This window comes from Streptomyces iranensis (genome assembly GCF_017874715.1).
GTDB classification, from domain to species: Bacteria; Actinomycetota; Actinomycetes; order Streptomycetales; family Streptomycetaceae; genus Streptomyces; species Streptomyces iranensis.
Genome location: NZ_JAGGLR010000006.1, coordinates 1 through 20,149, shown reverse-complemented (window position 1 = coordinate 20,149; position 20,149 = coordinate 1). Strand labels below are relative to the sequence as shown.

The 20,149-nt window shown below is 73.2% G+C and carries 2 protein-coding genes; both read left to right on the top strand.

Annotated elements, in window-relative coordinates:
• Nucleotides 1-116 precede the first annotated feature (116 nt).
• Entirely contained in the window at nt 117-15,845 is a 15,729-nt protein-coding gene (locus tag J2Z30_RS12100; RefSeq protein WP_209468651.1) for a type I polyketide synthase, read from the top strand.
• A 51-nt stretch (nt 15,846-15,896) separates the two neighbouring features.
• Nucleotides 15,897-20,149, top strand: a 4,253-nt coding sequence (locus tag J2Z30_RS12095; protein ID WP_209468650.1) for a type I polyketide synthase, incomplete at its 3' end; no start/stop codon positions are given.

Sequence of the window (20,149 nt, the reverse complement as noted above, 5' to 3'; positions counted from 1 at the left end):
TTAGTTCTTACATAGCCTCTCAGCGAGAAGTCGACTGATTTGGTTGTTGGTTACCGGCTCCCGTTGAGGATCTGTGGAGCATTTCCGATGCCGTCTGCCGTAATTGGATTGCGTAAATGGCGAATGAAGAGACGCTGCGGGACTACCTCAAGCTGGTAACGGCGGATCTGCACCAGACTCGCCTCCGCCTGCAAGAGGCCGAGGCGAAGAACCACGACCCCATCGCCATCGTGGGGATCGGCTGCCGTTATCCCGGAGGCGTCCAGTCGCCCGAGGACCTGTGGCGCATCGTCAGCGAAGGCGTCGACGCGGTCAGCGAGTTCCCACTGGACCGTGGGTGGAATGTCGACACGATGTACCACCCGGACCCGGACCACCCCGGCACCAGCTATGTGCACGAGGGCGGATTCGTCGACGGCATAGCCGATTTCGACCCCTCCCTGTTCGGCATCAGCCCCCGGGAAGCGCTCGGCATGGATCCGCAGCAGCGGATGCTGCTGGAGACCTCCTGGGAGGCGTTCGAGCGCGCCGGAATCGACCCGGTCGCGGTGCGCGGCCGGCAGATCGGCGTCTTCGTCGGCACCAGCAATCACGATTACCTGGGCGCGATCCTCAGTTCCAATGAGAACTTCGAGGGCTACTTCGGCACCGGTAACGCCGCGAGCGTCGCCTCCGGCCGCCTTTCCTACACCTTCGGTTTCGAGGGCCCGGCCGTCACCGTCGACACCGCCTGCTCCTCCTCGCTGGTGGCGCTCCACCTCGCCGTCCAGGCGCTGCGCAACGGCGAATGCTCGCTCGCCCTCGCCGGTGGCGCCACTCTGATGTGCGCGCCCGGCGTCTTCGTCGACTACAGCAAGATGCGCGGACTGGCCCTCGACGGCCGCTCCAAGCCCTTCGCCCCGGAGGCCGACGGCTTCTGCCTGGGCGAGGGTGTCGGCATGCTGCTCGTCGAGCGGCTGTCGGACGCCCAGCGCAAGGGCCACCCGGTGCTCGCCGTGGTCCGCGGCTCCGCCGTCAACCAGGACGGTGCCAGCAACGGCCTCACCTCGCCCAACGGCCCCTCGCAGCAGCGCGTCATCCTCCAGGCGCTGGCCAACGCCCGGCTCAGCCCCGACCAGGTGGACGCCGTCGAAGCCCATGGCACCGGCACCGCCCTCGGCGACCCGATCGAGGCGCAGGCGCTGCTCGCCACCTACGGCCAGGACAGGCCCGAGGGCAAACCGCTGCTCATCGGCTCCATCAAGTCCAACATCGGCCACGCCCAGGCGGGCGCCGGTGTCGGCGGCATCATCAAGATGGTCATGGCGATGCGGCACGGTGTGCTGCCCCAGACCCTCCATCTCACCGAGCCCACCCCGCACGTCGACTGGACGGCCGGGGAGGTCGAACTGCTCACCGCCCCCCGCGAGTGGGGCAAGGACCCCGAGGGCGCCACCCCGCGCCGGGCGGGCGTCTCGTCGTTCGGCATGAGCGGCACCAATGTGCACACCATCCTCGAGGAGGCCCCGGCCCTCGCCGCCCCCGTCGAAAGTGGTGGGGACGACGAGCCGGAGCGGGCCGAGGTCCCCCTCGTCCCGGTCGTGCTGTCCGGCAAGAACGAGCAGGCGCTGCGCGCCCAGGCGCTCCGGCTGCGGACCCAGCTGGCCGCCCGCCCCGGCCACCGCCTCGCCGACATCGGCTACTCCCAGGCCGTCACCCGTGCCGCCCTCGACCGCCGTGCCGCGGTCGTCGCCGCCGACCACGACGAACTGCTCGCGGGCCTCGACGCGCTCGCCGAGGGCCGCCACCACCCCGAGGTGGCCGAGGGGCTCGCCACCGAGGGCAAGGTCGCGTTCCTCTTCACCGGGCAGGGCAGCCAGCGCCTCGGCATGGGCCGTGAGCTGTACGACGCCTACCCGGTGTTCGCCGAGGCGCTGGACGCGGTCTGCGGTCAGCTCGACCGCTTCCTCGACCGGCCGCTGAAGGACGTGCTGTTCGGCGACGACGCCGCCACCCTCGACCTGACCGGCTACACCCAGCCCGCCCTCTTCGCCGTCGAGGTGGCTCTCTTCCGCCTCGTCGAATCCTGGGGGCTGCGGCCCGACTTCCTCTCCGGCCACTCCATCGGCGAGCTCACCGCCGCCCATGTCGCCGGGGTGCTCTCGCTCACCCACGCTTCCGCCCTGGTGGCCGCGCGCAGCCAGCAGATGCAGCAACTCCCCACCGGCGGCGCGATGATCGCGGTGCAGGCGGCGGAGGACGAGGTGACGCCGCTGCTCACCGAGCGGGTGTCCATCGCCGCCATCAACGGCCCGACGTCGGTCGTCATCGCGGGTGACGAGGGTGCGGCCCAGGAGATCGCGTCCGGTTTCGAGGCGCGGGGCCGCAAGACCAAGCGGCTCACCGTCAGCCACGCGTTCCACTCCCCGCACATGGACGGGATGCTGGAGAACTTCCGTCAGGTGGCCGAGCGGCTGACCTACGAGGCCCCGAAGATCCCGATCGTCTCCAACCTCACCGGCACCCTGGTCAGCGCCGACGAGATCACCACGCCCGAGTTCTGGGTCCGCCACGTCCGCGAGACCGTCCGCTTCCTCGACGGCGTGCGCCGCCTCGAGGACCACGGCGTGACCACGTATCTGGAGCTCGGCCCCGACGGGGTGCTGTCCGCCATGGCCCAGGAGTGCGTGAGCGGCGGCCGGAACCGCACGTCCGCCTTCCTGCCCGCCCTGCGCTCCGGCCGCCCCGAGCCCCGCACCCTGAGCAACGCGCTCGCCCAGGCCCACGTCCGCGGCCTGCCCGTGGACTGGGCCACGTACTACGCGGGCACCGGCGCCCGCCGCGTCGAGCTGCCCACCTACGCCTTCCAGCGGCAGCGCTACTGGCCCGCCAACCCCTTCTCGTACGGCGTCGACTCCGCCGCGGCCGAGGCCGCCGCCCCGGCCCTGGCCGACGCCCGGTTCTGGGAGGTCGTGCACAGCGAGGACCTGCCCGCCCTGGTCGAAACCCTCGGCCTCGACGGCGATCAGCCCCTCAGCGAGGTGCTGCCGGTCCTCTCCGCGTGGCGCAGGCAGAGCCACGTGGACACCACCGTGGACGGCTGGCGCTACCGCGTCACCTGGACACCGCTGCCGCAGACCCCGGACAAGCCGCTCACCGGCACCTGGCTCGTGGTCACCCCCGAGGGACACGCCGACGACCCCTGGGTGGCGGAGCCGCTGCGGCTGCTGGCCGAACGCGGCGTCACCGTCCACCGGATCGACGTCGACGGCACCACCGCCGACCGCGCCGCCCTCGCCGAGCGGATCCGCACCGCGCTGAGCCAGGACCCGGCGGCCGAGGCCCCGCCCTCCGACGGTTCGTCCTCCCAAGGGGCGTCCTTCGATGGTGTGCTCTCCCTGCTCGGCCTGGACGAGCGCCCCCACGGCCAACACCCCTCCCTCACCGCCGGACTCGCGGGCACCCTCGCCCTCGTCCAGGCCCTCGGCGACGCCGACCTCGACGCCCCGCTGTGGGCCGCCACCCGCGGCGCGGTCTCCGTCGGCCGCTCCGACCGGCTCACCAGCCCCGAACAGGCCCAGATCTGGGGCCTGGGCCGCACCGCCGCCCTTGAACACCCCGAGCGCTGGGGCGGTCTGATCGACCTGCCCGAGACCGCCGACGACCGCGCCCTCGGGCGGCTCGCCGACATCCTCGCCGGGCCCGAGGGCATCAGCGGCGAGGACCACCTCGCCATCCGCCCGCAGGGCATCCACGCCCGACGGCTGGCCCGCGCCCCGCATCACGAGACCACCGACGACGGCTGGACCACCCACGGCACCGCGCTGATCACCGGCGGCACCGGCGCCCTCGGCGGCCATGTCGCCCGCTGGCTCGTGGCCCACGGCGCCCAGCACATCCTGCTCGCCGGCCGCCGTGGCCCCGACGCGCCCGGCGCCACCGAGCTGCGGGACGAACTCACCGCCCTCGGCGCCCAGGTGACCGTCGCCGCCTGCGACGTCGCCGACCGCGACGCCCTCGCCGGGCTGCTGGCGACCGTCCCCGCTGACCTCCCGCTGACCACGGTCGTCCACGCCGCCGGAGTGCTGGACGACGGGGTGCTCGACGCCCAGACCCCGCAGCGCATGGCCGCCGTGCTGCGCGCCAAGGCCGACTCCGCCCGCCATCTGCACGAGCTCACCCGCGGCCTCGACCTGTCCGCCTTCGTGCTCTTCTCCTCCATGGCCGCCACCTTCGGCGCCGCCGGACAGGCCAACTACGTGGCCGCCAACGCCTACCTCGACGCGCTCGCCGAACAGCGCCGCGCCGAGGGCCTGACCGCCACCTCGATGGCCTGGGGTGCCTGGGCGGACGGCGGCATGGCCACCGACGAGCTGGTGGCCGAGCGGCTCCGGCAGTCCGGGCTGCCCGCCCTTGCCCCCGGACCGGCCACCGCCGCCCTGGGCGCCGCGCTCGACCTCGACGAGACCTTCTCCCTCGTCGTGGACATCGCATGGGACCGCTTCGCACCCGGCCTCTCCGGCCACCGCCCGAACCCCCTGCTCGCCGACCTCTCCGAGGCCAAGCGCGCCATCGAGGCGGCGCGCACCGCCACCGGCGGCCCCGCCGTCCCCGGCCAGCCCACCTCGCTGGCCCAGCGGCTCACCGACGCCGGAACCGACGAGGAACGCGACCAGATCGCCCAGGACTTCGTCCGCACTCAGGTGGCCGTCGTCCTCGGCCACCCCGGGCCGGACTCGGTGGAGCCCAGCCGAGCCTTCCGCGACCTCGGCTTCGACTCGCTGACCGCCGTCGAGATCCGTAACCTGCTGTCCACGCTCACCGGGCTCAAGCTGCCCGCCACCATCATCTTCGACTACCCCACCCCGATCGCCCTCGCCGACCACCTCCAGGCCGAACTCATCGGCTCGCGCCCCGCCGTGACCGGGGCGTCGTCGGTGGGCGTGGCCCTGGACGACGACCCCATCGCGATCGTCGGCATGAGCTGCCGCTTCCCCGGTGGTGTGCGGTCGCCGGAGGAGCTGTGGCGGCTCCTGGCGTCCGGCCGGGACGCGGTGGTCGACTTCCCCGCCGACCGCGGCTGGGACCTGGAGACGCTGTACGACCCGGAGGGCACGGGCGAGTACACCAGCTACGTCCGCGAGGGCGGATTCCTCGCCGACGCGGCCGAGTTCGACCCCGTCTTCTTCGGTATCTCGCCGCGTGAGGCGCTTGCCATGGATCCGCAGCAGCGGTTGCTGCTGGAGACGTCGTGGGAGGCGTTCGAGCGGGCCGGGATCGACCCGACCACGCTGCGCGGCCAGCAGGTCGGCGTGTTCGCCGGTACCAATGGCCAGGACTATCTGCCCGTGATCCTCTCCGCCCCCGACGGCTCGGAGGGCTTCATGGGGACGGGTAACGCGGCCAGTGTGATGTCGGGTCGGGTGTCGTACGCGTTGGGTCTCGAAGGTCCGGCGGTGACGGTGGACACGGCCTGCTCGTCGTCGTTGGTGGCCTTGCACTGGGCGATTCAGGCGCTGCGTGCGGGCGAGTGCTCGTTGGCGTTGGCCGGTGGTGTGACGGTGATGTCGACGCCGGGTTCGTTCGTGGACTTCAGTCGTCAGCGTGGGCTGGCGGCGGATGGGCGGATCAAGGCGTTCGCGGCGGGTGCGGACGGCACCGGCTGGGGCGAGGGTGTGGGCATGCTGCTGGTGGAGCGGCTGTCGGACGCCCGGCGGAACGGCCATGAGGTGCTGGCGGTCGTACGCGGCTCCGCCATCAACCAGGACGGTGCGTCCAATGGTCTTACGGCGCCGAATGGTCCGTCGCAGCAGCGGGTGATCCGTCAGGCGCTGGCGGGTGCGGGGCTTTCGGCGTCCGAGGTGGACGCGGTCGAGGCCCACGGCACGGGCACCCGGCTGGGCGACCCGATCGAGGCGCAGGCGCTGCTCGCCACGTACGGCCGGGACCGGGCGGAGGGGCAGCCGCTGTGGCTGGGCTCCATCAAGTCCAACTTCGGCCATACGCAGGCCGCGGCCGGTGTCGCCGGTGTGATGAAGATGGTGCTGGCCATCCAGCACGGACTGCTGCCGCAGACCCTCAACGTCGATGAGCCCACCCCGCATGTGGACTGGTCGGCGGGCGCGGTGTCGCTGCTGACCGAGGCGCGGGAGTGGCCGGAGACCGGCCGTCCGCGCCGGGCCGCGGTGTCCTCGTTCGGCATCAGCGGCACCAACGCGCACACCATCATCGAGCAGGCCCCGGTGTACGCGGACGAGACCGAGGACACGGCGCCCGCCGCCGCGCCCCGGTCCGGCTCCCCCGCCACCTGGGTACTCTCCGCCAAGTCCCCCGAGGGCCTGCGCGACCAGGCCGTACGGCTGCGCGCCCACCTCGACGAGCGGCCCGAGCTGGACCTCGCCGACGTGGCGTTCACGCTCGCCACGCGCCGTACCGCCTTCGAGGAGCGCGCGGCGCTGGTCGCCGAGGACCGGGACGGGCTGCTGTCCGGCCTGGAGGCGCTCGCCGAGGGCCGCACGGTGGCCGGACTCGCGCAGGGTTCGGTTGCCGGTGGCAGGGTGGCGTTCCTGTTCACCGGTCAGGGCAGCCAGCGGCTCGGCATGGGCCGTGAGCTGTACGACGTCTTCCCGGTGTTCGCGGATGCGCTGGACGAGGTGTGCGCCCACTTGGACGGGCACCTGGAGCGGCCGTTGCGGGAGGTGCTGTTCGGGGACGACGCCGAGGCGCTGGACCGGACCGGGTTCACTCAGCCCGCGCTGTTCGCGGTCGAGGTGGCGCTGTTCCGGCTGGTGGAGGCGTGGGGTCTGAAGGCGGACTTCCTGTCCGGTCACTCGATCGGTGAGCTGGCCGCCGCGCATGTGGCGGGTGTGCTCTCGCTCGCGGATGCGGCGCGGTTGGTTGCGGCGCGCGGGCGGCTGATGCAGGAGCTTCCGGCCGGTGGCGCGATGATCGCTGTGCAGGCGTCCGAGGACGAGGTCACGCCGCTGCTCACCGAGCGGGTCTCGATCGCCGCGCTCAATGGGCCCACTTCCGTCGTGATCGCGGGTGATGAGGACGCGGCGGCCGAGATCGCGGCTGTATTCGAGGCGCAGGGCCGTAAGACCAAGCGCCTCACGGTCAGCCACGCCTTCCACTCCCCGCGCATGGACGGCATGTTGGAGGCGTTCCGCGAGGTCGCGGAGGGCCTGTCGTACGAGGCCCCGCGCATCCCGATCGTCTCCAACCTCACCGGGAACGTGGTCTCCGCAGAGGAGATCACCAGCCCCGACTTCTGGGTGCGCCACGTCCGGGAGGCGGTCCGCTTCCTCGATGGCGTACGGACGTTGGAAGCCCAGGGCGTCACCACGTATGTCGAGCTCGGCCCCGACGGTGTTCTGACCGCCATGGCCCAGGACTGCGTCACCGACGCCGATGCGGCGGGTTTCGCCGCCGTGCTGCGCAAGGACCGTCCCGAGGCCGAGGCGCTGCTGTCGGCCGTCGCGCGGGCGCATGTGCGTGGCGTGGCGGTGGACTGGGCGGCGTACTACGCCCGCACCGGCGCCGCGCAGGTCGCGCTGCCCACGTACGCCTTCCAGCGGCAGCGCTACTGGCCGAAGGTCTCGTCGCTGTTCCTCGGCGACGTGGCCGCGGTCGGGCTGGGCGAGGCCGGGCATCCGCTGCTCGGTGCCAGCGCCGAACTGCCGGACGCGGACGGGATGCTGTTCACCGGGCGGCTGGCGCTTTCGACCCACCCGTGGCTCGCGGGCCACACCATCCTGGACACGGTGCTGCTGCCCGGCACCGCGTTCGTGGAGCTGGCGATCCGCGCCGGTGACCAGGTCGGCTGCGACTACCTGGAGGAGCTGACCCTCGAGGCGCCGCTGGTGCTGCCCGCGCGGGGCGGTGTCCAGCTGCGGCTCTCGGTCGGTGCGGCCGACGAGACGGGCCGCCGTCCGCTGTCGCTGCACTCCCGGCTGGAGAGCCTGCCCGCCGATGAGCCGTGGACCCGGCACGCCGCCGGTGTCCTGGCGTCCGGCGGCCGTCCGGAGGCGTCGTTCGAGCTGAGCGCGTGGCCCCCGGCGGGCGCGACCGAGGTGGAGCTGGACGGCCGCTACGAGGGCCTGCTGGACATCGGTTTCGCCTACGGCCCCGCCTTCCAGGGGCTGCGCAGGGCGTGGCAGCGCGGCGGCGAGGTGTTCGCCGAGGTGGCGCTGGACAAGGAGACGGCCGAGGAGGCCGCCGCGTTCGGGCTGCACCCGGCGCTGCTGGACTCCGCCCTGCACGCCATCGGCATGGGCGGCCTGGGCAACACGGGCGGCGAAGGGCGGCTGCCGTTCGCCTGGACCGGCGTGTCGCTGTACGCGAGCGGCGCCTCGGCGCTTCGGGTGCACCTGGCCCCCGCGGGCACCGACGGTGTCCGGCTGGAGATCGCCGACACCACCGGCGCGCCCGTCGCGGCCGTCGAGACGCTCGGGCTGCGCCCGGTCTCGGCCGAGCAGCTGCGGAGCGCGCGCACGGCCTACCACGAGTCGCTGTTCCGCCTGGAGTGGGCGACCACGGCCGGGCTCGCCGACGCGGCCGGGGCGGATGTTCCTGCCGACGGCCGGTGGGCGGTGCTGGGCGCCGATCCGCTCGGGCTCGGGACCTCGGCATACGGGGACCTGGAGACGCTGGCCGGGGCGGTCGCCGCGGGCACCGCGCCCGCGCCCGAATACGTTGTCGTCTCGCCGTCCGCCGAGGTCGGTGAGCAGGTGGCCCGTGCGGCGCACCGCGCCGCCGCCGCGGCGCTCTCCGTCGTCCAGCACTGGCTGGAGGAGGAGCGGTTCGGGGACGCCCCGCTGGTCGTGGTGACCCGTGGCGCGGTGGCCGTCGAGGACGACGAGCCGGTGGCGGATCTGGCCGGTGCGGCCGTCTGGGGTCTGCTGCGCTCGGCGCAGTCGGAGAACCCGGGCCGCTTCGTGCTGGTGGACACCGACGGCGGGGACGAGTCGCTGCGGGCGCTGCCCGCCGCTCTGGCCTCGGGCGAGCCGCAGCTGGCGATCCGCGCGGGCGCGGCGTCCGTGCCGCGGCTGGCGCGGGTGGCCGTGGAGCCGGAGGGCGACGAGGCCCGGGGCCTCGACCCCAAGGGCACGGTGCTGGTGACCGGCGCGTCCGGTTCGCTGGGCGGGCTGGTGGCCCGGCATCTGGTGGCCGAGCGTGGCGTACGGCAGCTGCTGCTGGTCAGCCGCCGTGGCGACCAGGCGCCGGGTGCGACCGAACTCGGCGCCGAACTGGTCGAGTTGGGTGCCGAGGTGGCGTGGGCGGCGTGTGATGTGGCGGACCGGGACGCGCTCGCCGCGACCCTCGCCACCGTCCCCGCCGACCGTCCGCTGACCGCCGTGGTGCACACCGCGGGCGTCCTGGACGACGGTGTGATCGGCTCGCTCACCTCCGAGCGCGTCGACCACGTCATGCGCCCGAAGGTGGACGCGGCCTGGAACCTCCACGAGCTCACCCGCGAGCTGGACCTGACCGCCTTCGTGCTGTTCTCGTCCTCCTCCGGTGTGTTCGGCGGCCCAGGTCAGGGCAACTACGCGGCCTCCAACGCCTTCCTGGACGCCCTTGCCCGCCACCGGGCCGCCCAGGGCCTGCCGGCCACCGCGCTGGCGTGGGGCCTGTGGGCCGGGGCCGGTATGGGCAGCACCCTGGACGAGGCCGACATCGCGCGGATGCGGCGCGCCGGACTGCCGCCGCTGCCGGTGGCGGAGGGCCTCGCGCTGCTCGACGCCGCGCTGACCGTCTCCGAGCCGTCGTTGGTGCCGATGCGTCTGGACCTCGCGGCGCTGCGCAACCAGCCCGTCGTCTCGCCGTTGCTGCGCGGTCTGGTGCGGGGCCCGGCGCGGCGTGCGGTGGACGCGGTCGCGGCGGGCGGCGAGTCCGGCCTGGCCGGGCGGCTCGCCGGGCTGTCCGAGCCCGAGCAGGAGCGGCTGCTGCTGGACCTGGTCCGGGCGCAGGTGGCCACCGTGCTCGGCTACGCCGGTGCGGAGACCATCGGCTCCGGGCGGGCGTTCAAGGAGCTGGGCTTCGACTCGCTGACGGCTGTCGAGCTGCGCAACCAGCTGAACACGGTCACCGGGCTGCGGCTGCCCGCGACGCTCATCTTCGACTACCCGGACCCGCAGGTCCTGGCCCGCCACCTGCGGACCGAGCTCGTCGGCGAGCGGTCCCCGGTGGTGCACACGTCGGTGCCGGTCGTGGCCGCCACCGACGACGAGCCGATCGCCATCGTGGCAATGAGCTGCCGCTACCCCGGCGGGGTCACCACCCCCGAGGAGCTGTGGCAGCTGCTCGCCGCGGGCGAGGACGGCATCTCCCGCTTCCCGGACAACCGCGGTTGGGACCTCGAGGCGCTCTACGACCCGGACCCGGAGACCCAGGGCACCTCCTACGCCCGCGAGGGCGGATTCCTGCACGACGCCGCCGAGTTCGACCCGGCGTTCTTCGGCATCTCACCGCGTGAGGCGCTGGCGATGGACCCGCAGCAGCGGCTGCTGCTGGAAACCTCGTGGGAGGCGTTCGAGCGCGCCGGGATCGATCCGCTGTCCGTGCGCGGCAGCAGGACCGGTGTGTTCGCGGGCGTCATGTACCACGACTACGGGTCCCGGCTGCACGCCGTCCCCAGCGAGGTCGAGGGCTACCTCGGCACCGGCAGCTCCAGCAGCGTGGTGTCCGGCCGGGTGGCCTACACCTTCGGCCTCGAAGGCCCGGCCGTCACGGTCGACACGGCCTGCTCGTCGTCGCTGGTCGCACTGCACCTGGCGGCGCAGGCGCTGCGCCAGGGCGAGTGCTCGCTGGCGCTGGCCGGCGGTGTCACGGTGATGTTCACCCCGGGTACGTTCATCGACTTCAGCCGCCAGCGCGGCCTGGCCAGGGACGGCCGCTGCAAGTCCTTCGCGGCCGCCGCCGACGGCACCGGCTGGGGCGAGGGCGCGGGCATGCTGCTCCTGGAACGGCTTTCGGACGCCCGTCGACACGGCCATGAGGTGCTGGCGATCGTGCGCGGTTCGGCCGTCAACCAGGACGGCGCGTCCAACGGTCTGACCGCGCCCAACGGCCCGTCCCAGCAGCGCGTCATCCGCCAGGCCCTCGCCAACGCCCGCCTGACCACCGGTGAGGTGGACGTGGTCGAGGCGCACGGCACCGGAACCACGCTGGGCGACCCGATCGAGGCGCAGGCGCTGCTGGCCACCTACGGCCGGGAGCGGGACGCGGAACAGCCGCTGTGGCTGGGCTCGGTGAAGTCCAACCTGGGCCACACCCAGGCCGCCTCCGGTGTGGCCGGTGTCATCAAGATGGTGCTGTCGATGCGGCACGGCCTGCTGCCGCGGACGCTGCACGTGGACGAGCCGTCGCCGCATGTGGACTGGTCGGCGGGCGCGGTGTCGCTGCTGACCGAGGCGCGGGAGTGGCCGGAGAGCGGCCGTCCGCGCCGGGCCGCGGTGTCCTCGTTCGGCATCAGCGGCACCAACGCCCACGCCATCATCGAGCAGCCGCCCGCCCCCGAGCCGGACGAGCCCGCGGCGGAGCCCGAGGCCCTGCCGTACGTGCCCGTGCTGCTGTCGGCCCGTACGGAGGACGGTGTGCGGGCCCAGGCGCGGCGGCTGCGGTCGCGGATCGCCGCCGAGCCCGGTGCCTCCCTCACCGACCTGGGCTATTCGCTCGCCACGACCCGCGCCGCGCTGGAACACCGCGTCGCCCTGGTGGCCGAGGGCCATGACGAGGCGCTGGGCGCGCTGGACGCGCTGGCGCGCGGTGAGCACCCGGCGCAGGCGCTGCGCGGGGTGGCCACCGAGGGCAAGGTGGCGTTCCTGTTCACCGGGCAGGGCAGCCAGCGGCTCGACATGGGCCGTGAGCTGTACGGGGCGTTCCCGCGCTTCGCGGAGGCGCTGGACGAGGTGTGCGACGCGCTGGACCCGCATCTCGAACGGCCGCTGAAGACCGTGCTGTTCGGCGAGGACGCCCAGGCCCTGGATCGCACCGCGGTCACCCAGCCCGCGCTGTTCGCGGTTGAGGTGGCGCTGTTCCGGCTGGTGGAGGCGTGGGGGCTGAAGGCGGACTTCCTGTCCGGCCACTCCATCGGTGAGCTGGCCGCCGCGCATGTGGCGGGTGTGTTCTCGCTCGCCGACGCGTGTGCGCTGGTGGCGGCCCGTGGCCGGCTGATGCAGGAACTGCCCGCCGGTGGCGCGATGATCGCCGTCCAGGCGTCGGAGGACGAGGTGGCGCCGCTGCTCACCGACCGGGTGAGCATCGCCGCGCTCAACGGCCCGAACTCCGTGGTCATCGCGGGTGATGAGGACGCGGCGACGGAGATCGCCGCGTCGTTCGAGGCGCAGGGCCGTAAGACCAAGCGGCTCACCGTCAGCCACGCCTTCCACTCGCCGCACATGGACCCGATGCTCGCGGACTTCCGCAAGCTGGCCGAAGGCCTGACCTTCAACGCCCCGAAGATCCCGCTGGTGTCCTGCCTCACCGGCACGGTCGTCTCCGCCGACGAGATCCGGCTGCCGGAGTTCTGGGTGCGCCACGTCCGCGAGACCGTCCGCTTCGTCGACGGAGTCCGTACCCTGCGCGAGCAGGGCGTGACCACGTATCTGGAGCTCGGCCCGGACGGGGTGCTCTCCGCGATGGGCGAGGACTGCCTCGCCGAGACGGAGACCGGGACCGACAGGGACGGCGACACCGACGCGGTGTTCGTCCCCACCCTGCGCGGTGGCCGACCCGAGGCCCAGGCGCTGGCCACCGCCCTCGCCCACGTCCATGTCCGCGGCGCGGCCCCGGACTGGGCGGCGGTCTACGGCGGTCGCGGCGCCCGCCGCGTGGAGCTGCCCACCTACGCCTTCCAGCGCCAGCGCTACTGGCTCGACGTGGGCATCTCCGTCGAGGACGTGATCTCCGCGGGCCTCGGCACGGCCGACCACCCGCTGCTGGGCGCGGCGGTGGAACTCCCCGACACCGGTGGCTTCGTGTTCACCGGGCGGCTGTCGCTGCTCACCCACCCCTGGCTGGCCGACCACGCCGTGATGGACACCGTGCTGCTGCCCGGCACCGCCTTCGTGGAAATCGCACTGCGCGCGGGCCACGAGGCGGGCTGTGACACGGTCGAGGAGCTGACCCTCCAGGCCCCGCTGGTCCTGCCCGAACAGGGCGCCGTCCAGCTGCGGCTGGAGCTCGCGGCGGCCGACGGGAACGGGCGGCGCCCGCTGACCCTGCACTCCCGCAAGGAGGACGTGCCCGCCGACGAGCCGTGGATCCGCCACGCCACCGGCTTCCTCGCCCCGAGCGCCGCGGTCGGGCACACCGCCGAGCAGGTGGACCTGAGCGCCTGGCCCCCTGCCGACGCGACGGCCCTGGCGACCGAGGAGTTCTACGAGGGCGCGGCCGCCGCCGGACTCGGCTACGGCCCGGTCTTCCAGGGGCTGCACGCCGCCTGGCGGCGCGGCGAGGAGCTGTTCGCCGAGATCCGGCTGGACCAGGGCTCCGAGCCGCAGGCCGCCGCGTACGGGGTGCATCCGGCGCTGCTGGACGCCGCCCTGCACACCCTCGGCCTCGACCCGGAGGCCGAGGGGGGCGAAGGAGCGCGGCTGCCGTTCGCCTGGACCGGCGTACGGCTGCACACCGGCGGTGCCGCATCGCTGCGCGTACGGCTGCGGCCCGGTGCCGACGGGGTGTCGCTGCACCTCGCCGACGGCACCGGTACCGCCGTGGCCACCATCGACGGCCTGGTGCTGCGCCCGCTGGCGGCCGAGCAGCTCGACGCCTCGCGCGCCGCGCACCACGAGTCGCTGTTCCGCCCCGAGTGGGCGGCCCTGTCCGCGTCCGCCACCGACATCCCGCTCGGTGAGCGCTGGGTGACCCTCGGCGCCGCCACCGGCTTCACCGTCGGCGGCGAACGGCTGGACGACCACGCGGACCTTGCGGCGCTCGCCGCCGCCCTCGACGGTGGCGAGTCCGCCCCCGACGTGGTCGTGGTGCCCCTCACCGGGCCCGGTGGTGTGGCGTCTCTGCCCGCGACAGGCGGCGCGGCGCCTCTCACGGGGACGGGCGGCGCGGCGCCTCTCACCGCGACCGATGGCGCGGCGTCCCTGCCCGCCACCGACGGCGTGGCGCCTCTGCCCGCCACCGGCGATGCGGTGCCCCTCACCGCGAGGGCCGCCGCCCGGGACGTCCTGGACCTGGTCCAGAGCTGGCTGAACGACCAGCGGCTCGCCGACACCCGTCTCGTCCTCGTCACCCGTGGCGCGGTCGCGGCGGCACCCGGCGAGGACGTCGCCGACCTGGCCCACACCACCGCGTGGGGCCTGGTGAAGTCCGCGCAGTCGGAGAACCCCGGCCGCTTCGTCCTGGTGGACACCGACGGCACCGACGCCTCCCAGCGGGCCCTGCCGTCGGTGCTCGCCACCGACGAACCCCAGCTCGCCCTGCGCTCCGGCACCGGCCACGCCTACCGCCTCGCCCGGGTCCCGGCCCTGGCGGACACCCCCGAGCCGGCCGGACTCGGCGACCCGGAGGGCACCGTGCTGCTGAGCGGCGCCACCGGCGCCCTGGGCGGACTCTTCGCCCGCCACCTGGTGGCGGAGCGCGGAGTGCGGCATCTGCTGCTGGTCAGCCGCCGCGGTGGCGAAGCCCCGGGTGCGGCCGAACTAACCGCCGAACTGGGCGTGTTGGGCGCCGAGGTCACCTGGGCGGCCTGCGACACCGCCGACCGGGACGCCCTCGCCGCCACCCTCTCGGCCATCCCGGCGGAGCACCCGCTGACCGCCGTGGTGCACACCGCGGGCGTCCTGGACGACGGGGTGATCAGCTCGCTCACCGGTGAGCGGATCGACACCGTGCTGCGCCCCAAGGTGGACGCGGCGTGGAACCTCCACGAGCTCACCCGCGAGCTGGACCTGGCCGCGTTCGTGCTCTTCTCCTCGGCCGCCGGTGCCTTCGGCAGCTCGGGACAGGGCAACTACGCGGCGGCCAACACCTTCCTGGACGCGCTCGCCCAGCACCGCCACGCCCAGCGCCTGCCCGCGAGCTCGCTCGCCTGGGGCCTGTGGGCGGCGGCCGACGGCATGGCCGGAAGCCTCGACACCTCCGATGTCACCCGCATCTCGCGCGGTGGTTTCGAGGCCCTCGGACAGGACGAGGGCCTGGCGCTGTTCGACGTGGCGGGCACCCTGCCCGAGCCCGCGCTGGTACCGATCCGCATCGACACGGGCGCACTGCGCGGCCAGGCCGCCGCCGGGCTGCTGCCGCCGCTGCTGCGCGGCCTGGTCCGCACCCCCGTACGGCGCTCCGCCGACACCGGGGCCACCTCCGGTGCCGTGGCCGACTCGGGTGCGGGCTCGCTCGCGACACGGCTCTCCGGGCTCTCGGAGACCGAACGCGACCGTGAGCTGCTGGAGGTCGTCCGCGGCCATGTGGCGGCCGTCCTCGGCCACGCCACCCCGGACGACGTGGACGCCGGACGAGGCTTCCTCGACCTCGGCTTCGACTCGCTCACCGCCGTGGACCTGCGCAACCGACTGGGCGCCGCCGCCGGGCTGCGCCTTCCGGTCACGCTGATCTTCGACTACCCGACGCCCACCGCGCTCGCCGGGTATCTGCGCGAGGAGCTCGGTCTGGACAGCGCGGCCGGACACCAGCCCGTTCACGCGGAGCTCGACAAGCTCGAGGCCATCCTCGCCACGATCGCCCCGGACGACCTCGATCGCCCCGGCATCACCACCCGCCTGCGCGACCTCATGTCGAAGTGGAATGAAACGCAAAGTGCTACGGACAGCACCGCAGAAGACCGTGAAATCCAGTCCGCGACGGCAGACGAGATCTTCGATCTCCTCGACGACGAGCTCGGGCTCTCCTGACCTGCTCCACAAGAGCTCATCGACTCACCTCAGCACCGCGGGGACGGCGTAATGGCGACGGCGAACGAAGAGAAGTACCTCGACTACCTCAAGCGGGCCACCACCGACCTGCGCGAGGCGCGGCGGCGGCTGCGCGAGGTCGAGGAGCGCGAGCAGGAGCCCATCGCCATCGTGGCGATGAGCTGCCGCTACCCCGGCGGGGTCAGCACCCCCGAGGAGCTGTGGCAGCTCGTCGCCCGCGGCGGTGACGCGGCCACGCCGTACCCCACCAACCGCGGCTGGGCCACCGACGTCCTCTTCGAGCCGGACCCGGACAGCGGCCAGGAGCCGTACGTCCACGAGGGCGGATTCCTGCACGACGCGGCCGACTTCGACCCGGCGTTCTTCGGCATCTCGCCGCGTGAGGCGCTGGCCATGGACCCGCAGCAGCGGCTGCTGCTGGAGACGTCGTGGGAGGCGTTCGAGCGCGCGGGCATCGACCCGACCTCGCTCCAGGGCAGCCAGACCGGTGTGTTCGCGGGCGTGATGTACCACGACTACGCCTCCCGGCTGTTCTCCGCTCCTGAGGACGTCGAGGGCTTCCTCGGCAACGGCAGCTCCGGCTCCATCGCCTCCGGCCGCGTCGCCTACACCTTCGGCCTGGAGGGGCCGGCCGTCACCATCGACACGGCCTGCTCCTCCTCCCTGGTCGCCCTGCACTTCGCCGCGCAGGCGCTGCGCCGCCGGGAGTGCTCGCTGGCCCTGGCCGGCGGTGTCACCGTCATGTCCACCCCCGGCACCTTCAGCGAGTTCAGCCGCCAGCGTGGACTCGCGGCAGACGGCCGCTGCAAGTCCTTCGCGGCGGCGGCGGACGGCACCGGGTGGGGCGAGGGCGCGGGCATGCTGCTGCTGGAGCGGCTCTCCGACGCCCGCGCCAACGGTCACCAGGTGCTCGCCGTCGTCCGCGGCAGCGCCATCAACCAGGACGGCGCCAGCAGCGGGCTGACCGCGCCCAACGGCCCCTCGCAGCAGCGCGTCATCCGCCAGGCCCTGGCCGCCGCCCGGCTCGCCCCCGGCCAGATCGACGCGGTCGAGGCCCACGGCACGGGCACCACGCTCGGCGACCCCATCGAGGCCCAGGCCCTGCTCGCCACGTACGGGCGCAACCACGGCGAGGACCAGCCGCTGTGGCTGGGCTCCATCAAATCCAACATCGGGCACACCCAGGCCGCCGCCGGTGTCGCGGGCATCATCAAGATGGTCATGGCGATGCGCCACGGGGTGCTTCCGCAGACCCTGCACGTCGACCAGGCCACCCCCAACGTCGACTGGTCGGCGGGCGCCGTCTCGCTGCTGACGGAGGGGCGCGCCTGGCCCGACACCGGGCAGCCGCGCCGGGCCGCGGTGTCCTCGTTCGGCATCAGCGGCACCAACGCGCACACCATCCTGGAGCAGGCGCCGGAGCCGGAGGAGGCAGAAGCCGCGAAGACGGCTGACGACGCCCCCGCCGAGACCCGCGCCGCCACCGCGCTGCCGCTGTGGACCGTGGCAGCCAAGAGCCGCCCCGCACTGCGCGCCCAGGCCGCCAACCTGCGCGCCCACCTTGAGGCCCACCCCGAACTGCGCCTCACCGACGTCGGCTTCTCACTGGCCATCGGCCGGGCCGCCTTCGAGCACCGGGCGGCGGTCGTCGCCGACGACCGCGAGGGTTTGATACGGGCCCTCGACGCGCTGTCCCGCGAGGAGCCAGCGACCGGGCTGGTCGAGGGCAAGGTCGCCGGTGGCAAGGTGGCGTTCCTGTTCACGGGGCAGGGGAGTCAGCGGCTGGGGATGGGGCGTGAGCTGTATGGCGCCTATCCGGTGTTCGCGGAGGCGCTGGATGAGGTGTGTGCGGAGCTGGACCCGCACCTTGAGCGGCCTTTGAAGGATGTCCTGTTCGGGGATGATTCGGCGGTACTGGATCGGACGGGGTTCACTCAGCCCGCGTTGTTCGCGGTTGAGGTGGCGTTGTTCCGGCTGGTTTCGGAGGCGTGGGGGCTGCGACCGGACTTCCTTTCCGGGCATTCGATTGGTGAGTTGGCTGCCGCGCATGTGGCGGGTGTGCTCTCTCTGGCTGACGCCGCGAAGTTGGTTGCGGCGCGTGGGCGGTTGATGCAGGAGCTTCCGGCGGGTGGCGCGATGATCGCGGTGCAGGCGTCGGAGGACGAGGTGACGCCGCTGCTGACCGAGCGGGTGTCGATCGCCGCGCTCAACGGGCCGTCGTCGGTGGTCGTCGCGGGTGATGAGGACGCGGCTGTCGCGATTGCTTCCGGTTTTGAGGCGCGGGGTCGTAAGACCAAGCGGCTCACTGTGAGTCATGCGTTTCATTCGCCGCGTATGGACGGGATGTTGGAGGCGTTCCGTCGGGTGGCGGAGGGGCTGTCGTACGAGGCTCCGAAGATTCCGATCGTGTCGAATCTGACCGGTGGTGTGGTGTCCGCCGAGGAGATCGCGACTCCCGACTTCTGGGTGCGTCACGTCCGCGAGGCCGTCCGCTTCCTCGACGGCGTACGGACGCTGGAGGAGCGCAACGTCACGACGTTCGTGGAGCTCGGCCCGGACGGTGTGCTCACCGCCATGGCCCAGGACTGCCTGACCCGCGACGACGCCACCCTTGTGTCCGCGCTGCGCTCCGGCCGCCCGGAGCTCCAGAGCCTGGCCACCGCCGTCGCCGGGGCGCATGTGCACGGTGTCTCCCCGGACTGGGCCGCGGTGTTCGCCGGGACGGACACGGCCCGCACCGACCTTCCGCTCTACCCCTTCCAGCGCGAGACCTACTGGCTCGACACCGGCTACTGGGCGGGCGACATGTCTTCCGCCGGGCTCGGCGTGGCCGACCATCCGCTGCTGGGCGCCGCGGTGGCGCTCGCCGACTCCGACGGCTTCCTCTACACCGGCCGGCTCGCCCTGGACACCCATCCATGGCTGGCCGATCACGCGGTGGCGGGCTCGGTGCTGCTGCCGGGTACGGCCTTCGTGGAGCTCGCGATACGCGCCGGTGACCAGGTCGGTTGTGATCTGCTGGAGGAGCTGACGCTGGAGGCGCCCCTGGTGCTTCCCGAGGCGGGCGGTGTCCAGCTCCAGCTCTCGGTGGGCGCGCCCGACGGTTCAGGGCGGCGCTCGCTGACGGTGTACTCGCGGTCCGAGGACGCGGCGGTCGACGAGCCGTGGATGCGGCATGCGTCGGGTGTGCTGGGCTCGGGCGCGCCCAAGGCGTCGTTCGACCTGGCGGCGTGGCCCCCGGAGGGGGCGTCGGCGCTGCCGGTCGAGGGTCTGTACGAGGGCCTGGCCGAGGCCGGGCTGGCGTACGGCCCGGTGTTCCGGGGGCTGAGGTCCGCGTGGCGGCTGGGTGGTGAGGTCTATGCGGAGCTGGAGCTGCCGGAGGGCGCGCGGGCCGAGGCGGGTGCGTTTGGTTTGCATCCGGCGTTGCTGGATTCCGCGTTGCATGCGGTGGGGTTGGGCGGTCTGATCGAGGGTGAGGGCGGGGCGCGGTTGCCGTTTTCGTGGTCCGGGGTGTCGCTGCATGCGGTGGGTGCTTCGGTGTTGCGGGTGCGGTTGTCGGCTGCTGGTGTGGATGCGGTGTCGCTTGCGGTGGCGGATGGCGTGGGGCGTGCGGTGCTGTCGGTGGATTCGTTGGTGTTGCGGCCGGTGTCGGCTGAGCAGATCCAGGGTGCGCGGGGTGGTCGTCAGGAGTCGTTGTACCGGCTTGATTGGGCCGAGGTGTCGGCTCGGGGTGCGGCCGGGCGTTTGGCGTTGTTGGGGTCCGACGTCCTCGGTCTGGCGTCGGTGGGGCAGCGGTTCGACACCTATGCCGACTTGGATGCGCTGGCCACGGCGGTTGAGTCCGGCGCCACGGTGTTGCCGGATGATGTGGTGGTCGCCCTGCCCGCGAGCCTTGCGGTGCCGCACGCTGTTGCGGCTTCTCAAGCTGGTACGGCGGGTGCGGCAATTCAAGCCCGTCCGGCGTTTGAGGACACGCCCGAAGGGCGTCCGGGGTCCTGGGGCTTGCCCCAGGTTGTGGGAAGGGGCGGGATTGGGGAATGCTCCTCACCCACCGAGACGGCGCACCGCGCCACCGCCGAGGCGCTGGGTTTGCTGCAACGGTGGTTGAGTGACGACCGCTTCGCCAACTCGCGTCTGGTCCTGTTGACCTCGGGCGCTGTGGCCGCTGGGACGGACGAGTCGGTGGCTGATCTGGCTCATGCCGCCGTCTGGGGCTTGGTGCGCTCGGCCGAGTCGGAGAACCCCGGCCGGTTCGTTCTGGTCGATGTCGATGGGGCCGCTGA